This window comes from Actinomadura sp. KC06, assembly GCF_004348735.1.
In the GTDB taxonomy this organism is placed as follows: Bacteria; Actinomycetota; Actinomycetes; order Streptosporangiales; family Streptosporangiaceae; genus Spirillospora.
This window is the reverse complement of record NZ_SMKT01000225.1, coordinates 1-11,089: the sequence shown is the minus strand read 5'-3', so window position 1 is coordinate 11,089 and position 11,089 is coordinate 1. Positions and strand designations below refer to the sequence as shown.

11 protein-coding genes are annotated in these 11,089 nt (G+C 70.5%); all 11 read left to right on the top strand.

Annotated elements, in window-relative coordinates; translation table 11 throughout:
• The first annotated feature begins 53 nt into the window (after positions 1 to 53).
• Positions 54 to 590 (top strand): hypothetical protein, encoded by a 537-nt coding sequence (locus E1287_RS39140; RefSeq protein WP_131970502.1) that lies wholly within the window; start codon positions 54 to 56, stop codon positions 588 to 590.
• Positions 587 to 1,183, top strand: coding sequence for a hypothetical protein (locus tag E1287_RS39135; protein WP_131970500.1), 597 nt, complete (start codon positions 587 to 589; stop codon positions 1,181 to 1,183). The genes E1287_RS39140 and E1287_RS39135 overlap by 4 nt, the downstream gene beginning before the upstream one ends.
• Before the next feature lie 20 nt (positions 1,184 to 1,203).
• Complete coding sequence (locus E1287_RS39130; RefSeq protein ID WP_243719738.1) at positions 1,204 to 1,824, top strand: hypothetical protein; 621 nt, start codon at positions 1,204 to 1,206, stop codon at positions 1,822 to 1,824.
• Positions 1,825 to 1,841: 17 nt separating this feature from the next.
• Positions 1,842 to 2,396, top strand: a complete 555-nt coding sequence (locus tag E1287_RS39125) for a hypothetical protein (protein ID WP_131970498.1) — start codon at positions 1,842 to 1,844, stop codon at positions 2,394 to 2,396.
• Between the two features lie 312 nt (positions 2,397 to 2,708).
• Complete coding sequence (locus tag E1287_RS39120) at positions 2,709 to 3,371, top strand: hypothetical protein (RefSeq protein WP_131970496.1); 663 nt, start codon at positions 2,709 to 2,711, stop codon at positions 3,369 to 3,371.
• An 84-nt stretch (positions 3,372 to 3,455) separates the two neighbouring features.
• Positions 3,456 to 5,558, top strand: a complete 2,103-nt coding sequence (locus tag E1287_RS39115) for a hypothetical protein (RefSeq protein WP_131970494.1) — start codon at positions 3,456 to 3,458, stop codon at positions 5,556 to 5,558.
• A 105-nt stretch (positions 5,559 to 5,663) separates the two neighbouring features.
• Positions 5,664 to 6,473, top strand: coding sequence for a hypothetical protein (locus E1287_RS39110; RefSeq protein ID WP_131970492.1), 810 nt, complete (start codon positions 5,664 to 5,666; stop codon positions 6,471 to 6,473).
• Between the two features lie 84 nt (positions 6,474 to 6,557).
• Complete coding sequence (locus E1287_RS39105) at positions 6,558 to 7,211, top strand: hypothetical protein (RefSeq protein WP_131970490.1); 654 nt, start codon at positions 6,558 to 6,560, stop codon at positions 7,209 to 7,211.
• A 144-nt stretch (positions 7,212 to 7,355) separates the two neighbouring features.
• Positions 7,356 to 8,468, top strand: coding sequence for a PucR family transcriptional regulator (locus E1287_RS39100; RefSeq protein ID WP_131970488.1), 1,113 nt, complete (start codon positions 7,356 to 7,358; stop codon positions 8,466 to 8,468).
• 167 nt (positions 8,469 to 8,635) lie between these two features.
• Positions 8,636 to 9,886, top strand: a complete 1,251-nt coding sequence (locus E1287_RS39095; RefSeq protein WP_131970486.1) for a PucR family transcriptional regulator — start codon at positions 8,636 to 8,638, stop codon at positions 9,884 to 9,886.
• A 481-nt stretch (positions 9,887 to 10,367) separates the two neighbouring features.
• Positions 10,368 to 11,089: hypothetical protein (locus E1287_RS44375; protein ID WP_207934730.1), on the top strand; the 722-nt coding region annotated here is incomplete at its 3' end.

The following is an 11,089-nucleotide window of genomic DNA, read 5'->3' as shown; positions in this document are numbered from 1 at the left end:
GCCCCGGCCCCCGCCACCGACCTGCGCACACTCCTCGGACTCGGGGGCCCGTGATGGACGCCGGGGTGCTCCGCGGGCCCGTCCGGTGGATCCGTCCGGCGGGCCACGTGCTCACGGCCGCCGCGACCGTGTTCCTGTGCCTGTCGCTCTGGTCGCTGATCCAGTCGGGACGGGGCGCCGACCACGACCTCGCGGCCACGCGGGACGAGGTCAGCCGGACCGCCGTCCGCGACCTCGCGCTGCTCAACAGCGTCGACCCGAAGGTCGCGGAGCTCGACCTGACGCATTGGCTGGACGTCGCCACCGGCCCGTTCCACGACGCGCTCAAACGCGACATGCCCGCCGCGCGGGCGCGGGCCGCCAAGCAGAAGGCCGCCTCGCGCGGGCGGGTCACCGCGCTCGCCGTCACGCGTCTCGACCGCGGCGAGGCGACGGTGATCGCGTCCGTCCGGATCCTCACCGCACCCGCCGGGGGCGCCACCGAGGGCACCGAGCTGCGCAGACGGTTCGAGGCCGAGCTGCGGCGGGTCGGCGGCACATGGAAGATCAGCGCGCTGCGACCGCTGGCGCCGGGGGGGAGCGCGCCATGAGCGTCACCGGACAGGACCGGCGGCCCGCGCGGCGCGTCCCGATCCCGCGGAAGGACAAGCCCTCCCGGCACCCGCTCAGACCGGCACTCGGGCGGGTCGCCGGGCTGGGGTGGCCGGTGGCCCTCGCCCTGGCGATCTGCCTGTCCGCCCTCGCCGTGGACGGCTGGGCCGGCAGGCGGAGCGAGCGGTCACCGGCCGCCGACCGCGCCCTCGTCGACAAGGCCCGCACCGGCAGGGTCGTCGCGGACGTCTCCGCGAAGATCACGCGGATCTTCAGCTACACCCACACCGACCCCGCGGCCACCGAACGGGCCGCGGACGAGGTGCTCACCGGCCGCGCCAGGGGCGACTACCGGCGGCTGTTCGGCCTGGTGAAGCAGAACGCCCCGGTCATGAGGCTGACCCTCACCACGAAGGTCGCCAAGGCCGGGCTGATCAAGCTCACCCGCGACGGATCGGCCGTGCTGCTGGTGTTCCTCGAACAGACGGCGACGCGCGACGGAAAGCGCGTCGGCCCGCCGGTCGCGGCCCAGCTCATCGTCACGGCCCGCGACGACGACGGCCGGCGCATCAGCGACCTCCGGGCCGCCTGAAGGAAAGGGGTGGAATTCAGGTGACCAAGACGAAGACGGCAGACCCAGAGGTGAGAGAGCCCGAGGTCGAGCCCGACGAGACCGAGACCCCGGCCGAGACCCCGGCGGGAGAGCGGGAGACGTCCCGCCGCCTCCGCGGGGACCCGCTGGTCAGAGTGGCCCTTGCGATGACCCTGATCGCCGCCATGGCCTGCGGGTGGTTCGGCTATTCGTACCGCTCGGCGTCCGGTGACGACTCGCTGACCTACGCGGCCGACCGCGACGAGGTCCTCGCCGCCGCCGGGCAGGCGATCGTCAACCTCAACACCCTCGACCACCGCAGCGTGGACGCGGGCCTGAAGGTCTGGCAGGACTCCTCGACGGCGCAGCTCTACGACGAGATCGTCCAGGGCCGGTCGCGGCTCAAGAGCGACATCGAGAAGGCGAAGACGACGAGCACGGCGAAGGTCCTCGAATCGGCCCTCACCGAACTCGACACCCGTGCCGGAAAGGCGGCCGTGATCGCCGCCGTGAGCATCACCATCACCCGCGATGGCGGGCGGCCGGCGACGAACCTGCGCCGGTTCGCCGGGCAGCTCACCAGAACGTCGGCGGGCTGGAAACTGTCGGCCCTTGGCCAGGCGCCGTCCGGAACGCCCTGAGCGGGAGGAGCACGGAAATGGCAGCGATCAGCACGCTCGGACGCGCGCTCCCCGGCACCGCCCGCGGCCGCCTCGTCACCTTCCTCGGCGCGCTCACCATCGCCTTCGGCGTCGCCGCCGCCTGGCTGCACGGCCAGACCGGCGAGTTGACGGGCGCGGCGTCCGCCAGGAACGACGCGCTCAGCGACAACGGCCGGACCGCCGAGGTGAAAGGACAGATCACCACGGCGGTCAACACGGCGTTCTCGTACAACTACGCCGACGTGGCCAAGACCGAGAAGGCCGCGCAGGAGGTGCTCACCGGAAAGGCCGTCCAGCAGTACAACGAGCTCTTCGCATTGGTCCGCAAGCAGGCGCCCGAGCAGAAGCAGGTGCTCACCACCACGGTCACCGACTCGGCGGTGAAGTCCCTTTCCGGGAACGGCGCCCGGCTGCTCGTCTTCGCCGACCAGCGCAACACCCGCACCGACAAGAACCAGACGAGCCACTCCGCCGCCGTCTTCGCGGTGAACGCCGTCCACATCGGCGGCAAATGGAAAATCACCGGCATCGACACGCTGACGGGAGGATGATGCGCGCTAATCATTGTGTCGCGGCGCCAGGGCGAACAAGATCAAAGACTCATCGGGTGACAATTTTTCCGAGGGATGGACGCATTATCCGAGAAAATTGCAGGCAGGTATTGAAAAGCAGGTTACCCGCGCGTAATTTCTTGGTAGGCAAAGCGGCGGGGCAGGGGTGGTTCCGAGCCGGAGCCGATGCCACAGAAAGGCTTCGGAGGGCCTCGCCGAACGTCGTCCCGCGAAGAGGAGTGCCTTTGTCGAAAACGCGGTCAGTGTCCCTACTAGCCGAGCAGCCACCCCTTGAAGGGAAGCAGAACTGACATGCGAAAGTTCATCCGCAACAGCCTGACCGCGGCGGTCGTCACCGGCACCGCCCTGTCCCTCACCTCGGTCCCCGCCTCCGCGGCGACCTGGAACGTCGCGAACGGCGGCGCGAGGACCTTCCACAACAGCATCAACCTCATCGCCGAGGACATCGAGACCGGAGCCGTCGTCACCTGCAACGACTCCAGCGGTGGAGCGACCCTCGACAACGGCGTGAGCGACAACGCCCCGCTCGCCACGGTCGACGGCATCGAGTTCCACCACACCGACAACGCCGGCGGCGAGTGCAACGGCCCGGGCGGTCTCCTCGTCGAGATCCAGCCCGTGGGCCTCCCCTGGAGGCTCATCGGCGAGACCTACGACGCGGGCACCGGCGTGACCAGCGGCCGCATCGAGGGCGTCAAGGCCCACATCGTCGGCAGCGACGGATGTGAGGCGGACATCGCCGGACCCGGCGGCACCGACGGCGTCATCAACGGCCGGTACACCAACTCCACCGGCAAGCTCAACCTGTCGGCCAGGACGGACAACAACCTGCAGGTGGTCTCCGACAACGGGCTCTGCGACCCGCTCCTGATCAACGTGGGCGACCACATCGGCCTCGACGGCGAGTACATCATCGACACGCCCCCGGCGTTCCCGGTCATCACCATGTCCTGACCGGTGGCGGCCATCGGGATCTGAACAGCGCGGGCCGCATCCCCGGGCCGGGGATGCGGCTCCGCCCGACGAACGAGGATGTCCATGAGACTCGTATCCCGCAGATCGGCCCTGAGCACCGGAGCGACAGGGCTGGCCGTCGTCGGCGGCGTCATCGCGCCCCTCCCCGAGGCGGCCGCGACCGGGAACGAGCTTTCCTATGTGTGCTCCACGCCGTCCGGTACCTACGACGTCACGATGCGCGCATCCAGTTCGCGGTCGAGCCTGACGGCGAAGCCGGGAAAGGCACTGGCGCCGGGAGGCGTGACCCTTTCGCTGCGGCTGCCGGAAAGGATGGTCTCGGACGTTCAGCGGCTGGTTCACAAGGCGGAGGATCCCGTCCAGGCCGCCGGTGTGCCGGGGGCGCGCCTGTCGGCCGTTCTTCGCAGCACGGTGACCATCAGCCACGCCGGTCGGCTGACGGACGCGGGATGGCCGAGCTTCCGTCTCGCGGCGAGCGGAGAGGAGCCGTCGCGTCCCGGACCGCTCGAATTGAAGGGGACGAGTTCCGTTCCCGCCGTCACCTTCGCCTCTCCGGGAGAGGTGGCCTGGATCGTGCCGAACCTCAACCTCGAACTGAACGGCGACGACGGGAGTGCTGGCACGCCGCCCGTGCAGGCGGTCTGCGCCCTGAAGAGCTATGGCACGGTCATTCGCGGATCTGTCTCGGGCAGTGGAACCGCTCTGGCGCCCGGAGGCGAATCCGCGGGCGGCCCGGCCGCGAACGAGCAGGTTCCGGACGAGGATCCGACCTGCGCCGGGATGCCCGCGCCGACCGAGCCCGGCGGCGGATACAACGAGGATCCGGCGATGTCGGTGAACACCTCGGACTTTCCGAAGGCGCCGCCGGAAGCCCGGTATCTCGCGAGCGCGGGCCGTCCCCAATGCGCCCGCCAGTCGGGATTCGCCAACTCCAAGAAACTGGGGGCCGCGTTGCCGCTCGGCGTGCAGGGGCGGATCCGGAACAGCGTCGAGGCGTGGGTCGATCGGGGTGACAACAACTACATTCAGTATCGCGGCTACATTCTGGCGCTGCCCGCCACGTCGCGGACGACGATGCTGGGATTCGGGTTCATGCCCACCACCGTCACGGCGCGGATGACTCAAGTCCCCGGTGCCCAGTCGAAGGGGAACAGGAACGCCAATTTCCGCGCTGACATGTGGAACACCGGCGGGATTCCCACCGTCGCGGTGAACACGATCTGGGTCAAGGCGAGCACGCGGGTCCAGGTGGCGGGCGTCATGGTCAACGGAACGCCCATCGCGGTCGGCGAGGAATGCGGCGCCGGCCCGATGCCGCTGACGGTTTCGAGTTACCTCGGGAACCACAGAATCGGGGCGACCAACTTCACCGACGGCGGTACCTACACCGGCCATGTCGAGGTGCCGGCTTTCAGTGGTTGCGGTGTGGGCGAGGATCTGAGCCCCCTGCTGACGGCGACGACATCAGGGACGGGGAACTACGTGCAGCTGGAGTCGGGCCGGTGGTGCACGCTGAACGCCAACGACCCGGACCCGTCGAAGTGCCCCGCGGACACCAACACCGAGCCGAAGACGGTCACGATATCGCCGGGCGGAGAAGTGACGGCCGTGGCGAAGCCGTTCGAGTTCGCCGAGACCGACGAGCCGCGCCGCGTGATCAGGTGCGAGTCGGCCACGATGAAGTTCACCCTTCCGCACGGGCACTGGCAGCCGAGATTCAAGCTAGCGACGATCAAATCGCGGGAATTCTCCGGATGCAGCTACGGGGCTTCGGGTATTCCGGTCGCGGTGAAGGTCAACCCGGAGCCCTGGAGTTTCAACGTCTCGCACGTGCTGAGCGAGACCGGTGAGATCAATGCCCGGGTGTTCGGAGTGCAGCTCACCGTCGCGGTCCGGGACCAGGACGTCGACGGCGACGGCGCCAAGGACACCTGCGAACTGCGTCTCGGCTCACTCAGCCGTTTGCCGTCCGGCGGCAACTACAGCGGCTTCACCTCTTTCGGTGGCGAGTATGCGGACAACGCGTTGAAGGCGGAGGGGCTCATCAGCAATCTCCAGACCGGCGACTGCCCGTCGGGAATGTGGACGGCGGGGCAAGCCTCCATGCAGGGTTCCTTCGATTTCGATCCGGGTCAGAAGATCATCATGTCCAAGCAGCCGGAGTAACGAGACGTCGTGCTGTCCTTTCTCGCCAGGAAGGCCGCAGTTTCCCATCGCTGTTCGCCCGGGATCGGCCCACGGTCCCGACCAGGTAGGAAGAGAGGACCGAAAGTGAAAGCAACCAGAGTGATCAGGAGAATGGGCAAGGTCGCGCTGCCCGTGGCCGGCGCGGCGACCGCGATGGCCCTGGCGGCCGCGGTCCCGGCGCAGGCCGCGCCCACGGCACCCGCGCTGGCGGACCCGGTCCCCACCTTCGACTTCTCGGACTGCCCGACGCTTCCGGCGGGAGCGGAGCCCAGATCGTCGCTCTGCTTCAACGCGGTCGTGACCAGCGGCCAGATGGTGCTCGGGAAGTTCACCCAGAACATCGTCAAGCCGATCCGGATGACGTTCGCGACGTCGTACGACCCGGCGACCCGCGAGCACACGCCGATCTTCGGCACGCTCCGGTCCGAGAAGATGCTGGTCATGCCGGGCATCTTCGGCGACCCGATCCTGACCGCCGTCTACGCCAAGCCGGAGTACGCGGGCGGCTTCCAGTACTCGAACTTCCAGGTCAAGATGAACATGAAGATCCGGCTGACCAACCCGTTCATCGGCGGCAGCTGCATGATCGGCAACGACAGCGTCCCGATCAAGCTCGACCTGATCACCGGCACCACCAACCCGCCGCCGCCGAACACCCCGATCACCGGCAAGCCCCCGGTGATCGTCGGCACCGACGGCCCGGTGGTCATCCGCTCGGTCGGCCATGTCGACAACTCGTTCTCGGTTCCCGGCGCCCGCGGCTGCGCCCTCGACTTCGGCCTGGTGAACGAGATCGTCAACCTCCAGGCGGGCGTCCCGTCCGCCGCGGGCAAGAACTCGATGGTCTTCAACGAGTACGTCGGCTACCGGACCTACGCCTCCCTGCCGGCATAGCCGCAAAGCCAGGCCGCGCCTGTGAGCCGACCACCCCCCGCGGGCGCGGCCTGCCCTCGTCCGGCACGCCGAAAGGAACGGGCCATGCGCGTCTCCTCGTGCACCGCGCCGGGTCCCCGCCCGGCCCTCGTCCTCGCGACCCTGCTCGCCACCGTGCTCGCCGCCCTCGTCACGGCGCCCGTCCGGCCCGTCCACGCGGACGCCGGCACCTGGACGGTCGCACCCGGCGGCGGGGTCTCCGCCACGGCCCCCGCCGAGATCCGCAACACGACCAGGGGCTGGACGATCAGGTGCGCCTCGTCCTTCTCCGGGACCGCGCCACCGGGCGCGGACCAGCCGGGCTACGGCCTGATCTCGTTCGACCAGGGCTCGCTCACCGGCTGCACCGGCCCGGACTCCCTCACCACCACGGCCGCCGTGGTCAACCTTCCATGGGACCTGTACGCGACCTCCTACGACACCGCCGCCGGGCGGACGACCGGCACGTTCAGCAACATCAACCTCACCCTGGACGCGTCCAACGGCTGCCGCATGGACGTCAGCGCCCCCGACGGCGGCCCCGGCTGGACGGACGCGACCTACACCAGCGGCGACCACATTCTGAATCTCACCGGCGCGCACCTGAGCGTCACATTCACCAACTACCGCTGCGCCCCCGACCTGGTCGCAGCGGGCGACACCATCGAACTCGCAGCGTCCCTCCCCATCTCCCCGGCACAGACCATCTCCAGCCCCTGACCGCGGGAGGGAAGCCATTATGCGACGTTTCCTGTCAACGGCGACCGGGCGGAAATACGAACGGGACTCTGCGGAATGGAGAGCGGCTCGCGGGGCCGGGCCGCATTTACCGGGCCTTTCCGGCGGCGGAAAGGAGGAGGGCCGATGACGGGGACGCTCGCTGGGCGGGGGCGTCGTCCTGGGCCGATTCCGCCTCAGGTCATCGCCATTCTGAGCGCCGAGCTGCCATCGCTGGCCGAGGAGATCATCGGGGAGGTGCGGCGGTCGGTGCCCGAGTACGGGCGGCAGGAGGGGACGCCGAAGCCGGCCGCCTTCCGGGTCACCGTGGAACAGGCCATGGCGGCGTTCGTCGACCAGGTGTCCGGGGGCCGCGACTCCTATGAGCGGCGGGACGAGCTGTGCCGCGAGCTCGGTCGAAGCGAGGCGTACCAGGGGCGGAGCCTGGACGCGCTGCAGGCCGCGTACCGGGTCGGCGTGCAGGTCGCGTGGCGGCGGGTCGCGCATGTCGGGCGGACGAGGCGCCTGCCCTCGGAGGTCATGACGCGGCTGGCCGACGCCCTGTTCTCCTACATCGACGAGCTGGCGTCGCTGTCGGTGCAGGGCTACCTGGAGGCGCAGTCGTCGGCGGACGAGGTGTCCGGCGTCCACCGGCGGCTGCTGCGGCTGGTGCTGCGGCCCGGGGCGCGGTGCGTGCGGGACGCGCTGGACGAGGACGTGCTCACCGATCTCGCGGACGCCGAACCGCATCTGCTGATCCCGGGGAGCCATGACGCGGCGCGGGGGGCGATGCTGCACAGGGCGTTGCCGGATCGCCGGGGCGCGGTGGGGCTGACCGTCCCGCTGGCGGAGGCCGCCGACTCGCTGCGGTGGGCGCGGCGGGCGCTCGGCCTGGTGGAGGCCGGTGTGCTGGAGGACGCGGGCCCGACGCTGTGCGAGCGGCATCTGCTGGAGCTGTGGCTGCTGTCGGACGGGGCGCTGCTCGACCAGCTCGCCCGGCGGGAATTGGCGGCCCTGTCGGGAATGACGCGAACTCGGCGAATGCGCATGACCGAAACCCTGGGCGCGTGGCTGGAGGCGCAGGGAAATGCGGTCGAGGCGGCCCGGCTGCTGCGCCTGCATCCGCAGACCGTGCGGTACAGGATGCGCCAGATCAGCGCGACTTTCGACCGGCAGCTGGCCGATCCGGCGGCGCGCTTCGTCCTGGACGCGGTGCTGCGGGCGCACCGGTTGCGGGGCCGGAGAGCGTCGCTGCGATGACCCCGCCTTTATTGGACGCCGAGTGTCACTACCGATTGACACACTGGTGAATTTGCGTTTTCTTTACCTTGAGACCTGACATAAGTGATCTACCTTCAATGTGGTTCGGCTCACATGTCGCGGGACACGCCAGGGCCCGCGGCGGCGGCGTTCTCGGAGGTGTGCCGATGGCGCAGACGATGACGCCCGGAGTCGTGCGGCGGCGGACCAGGCTGCCGCGCAGGCTCGCCGTGCTGATGCGGCCGGAACTGCCCAGCCTCGCGCAGGAGATCGTCCACGAGGTGCGCGGGACGATCCCCGAATACGGCCGCCAGCTGAAGGGCCCCTATGTGGAGGCGCTGCGAATCGGCGTCGAACGCGCCCTGACCGATTTCGTCGAGCAGGTCGCGAATCCGCTGGCTCCGCGCGAGCGGCATTACGAGACCTACCGGCGGCTCGGCCGCTTCGAGGCGCAGGAGGGGCGGACGCTCGACACGCTCCAGTCCGCGCTCCGCCTCGGCGCGCAGGTCGCGTGGCGCCGCATCATGAAGGTCGGTCCCCGCAGGCATCTGTCGCCCGAGGTCATGGCGCAGCTCGCCGACGCGCTGTTCGCCTACATCGACGAGCTCGCCGCGCTGGCGCTGGAGGGCTACCTGGACGCGCGGCCGGACGGCGAGGCCGAGAGCCACCGGCGGCGGCTGCTGGAGCTGCTGATGCGTCCGCTCGGGTCGCCCCGCGTCCTCGCCGACGCCGCCGGACGGGCCGGCTGGCAGATCCCGGACGAGGTCACCGTGGTCGTGGCCCCGCCGGGCGCGCAGTACGTCCGGGCGGCGCTGGAGGACGACGTGCTCGCCGACCTCACCGCGGCCGAGCCGTTCCTCGTCGTCCCGGGCGGGCTGACCGCGGAGCGGCGGCAGGCCCTGCTGCGCGTCCTGCCGGACGGGCAGCTCGTCGCGGGCCCGACGGTCCCGCCCGGTCAGGCCGCCGACTCGCTGCGCTGGGCGCGGCACGCCCTCGGGCTGGTGGAGGCGGGCGTGCTCGGGGACGCCCCGGTGACCGACTGCGAGGAGCACCTGATCACGCTGCTGCTCCTCTCCGACCAGGCCCTCATCGACCAGCTCGCGCGCCGCCACCTCGGCGCGATGGCGGGGTTCAGCCCGCGGCAGCGCGACCGGCTGCTGGACACGCTGCGCGCCTGGCTGGTGAGCCGCGGTACGGCCGCCGGCATCGCCAAAGAGCTCGATATCCACCCGCAGACCGTCCGCTATCGGATGCGGCGCCTGGAGGACATCCTGGGCGACCGGCTGACCGATCCCGACGCGCGTTTCGCGATCGAGGCCGTGCTGCGCGCGATGTGGCTGCGTGATCATGGTTCGGCGGGGAAACAAGCACTTGTTGACAATCAGGGAACGTCCGATCGTCGCTTCATAAGCAACTGAAGCGGACCTTTGCGCGCGGGGTTGAATGATCTGTTCGCCCCATGCTTCCATCCGATTGGACGCAATTCCGGCGGGAAGGTCGCGACGCGGCGGAGGTGTTTTCAGGGTGCGCTCACGATCGGCCCGTTCGGTCCTGGCAGGACTCGCCGTGATGGCGGTCGTCGGAATGGCGGGCGCGCCCCCGGTGATCGCGGAACCCACTCCGGACCCCTCCGCGACCTCCACGGACGCGCCCTCGGAACCGCCCCCGACCGATCCACCCACCACTGATCCGCCGACAGACCCTCCGACCGACCCGCCCACTGATCCGCCGACGGATCCTCCAACGGATCCGCCCACCGACCCTCCGACCGACCCTCCGACGGACCCTCCGACCGATCCGCCGACGGATCCGCCGACCGACCCCCCGACCGATCCGCCGGACCCGACCGATCCGCCCGTCGATCCGCCGGACCCGGGTCCCGGCGAGCCGAAGAATCCCGTGCTGGCGCTCGGGCTGACGGTGTCGGAGGCGACGATGCGACCCGGCGGCTCGATCACCGCGACCGTGCGCGTGTCGTCCAGGTACGCGACGGCGGGGAGCACCGTCCTGCGGCTGTCGGCGTCCGGCGCCTCGGTGAGCCCGCGGACGCGGAGCCTCGGGCCTGTCGGCGGCGGTGGAGCCACCACGGTGGCGACCGTGCGGGCGCCGTCCGACGCCAAGCCCGGCCTGATCACGCTGAGGGCCGCGGCCTCCGCGGCCAAGGCCAAGAGCGTGTCCCGCAGCTATAAGCTGATCGTCACGGACGCGTCCGGAGCGATGCCGCCAGGGGTGAGCCTGGCCAACCTGCCGCCCGGGATCCCGCCGCTGACCCCGTCCGGGTTCAATCCGCTCGCCGGCATGCGCGGACCCCAGGTGGCGCTGCCGCCGATCGCCCAGCCGCAGATCGCGCCGCACACGGGGCCGCTGGTTCCGGTGTCCGGCCTGCGGGAACTCCCCGACGAGCCGCTCACGTCCGAGGACCTGGGCGCGCTCCAGGCCGGATTCCTGTCGGCGCTGACGGTGTCGGTGACGCTGCTGCTGCTCAGGCTGCGGCTCATGCGCCGTGCCGTTGACGTCCGGCCGCCGCGGGCCGTCCGGCGGCGACCCCGGATGGCGGGGAAGAAGCTCACGCCCGCAAGGCTGCGCGCGCTTCCACCGCAGCCCGCCGCCCGCCCCCGGCC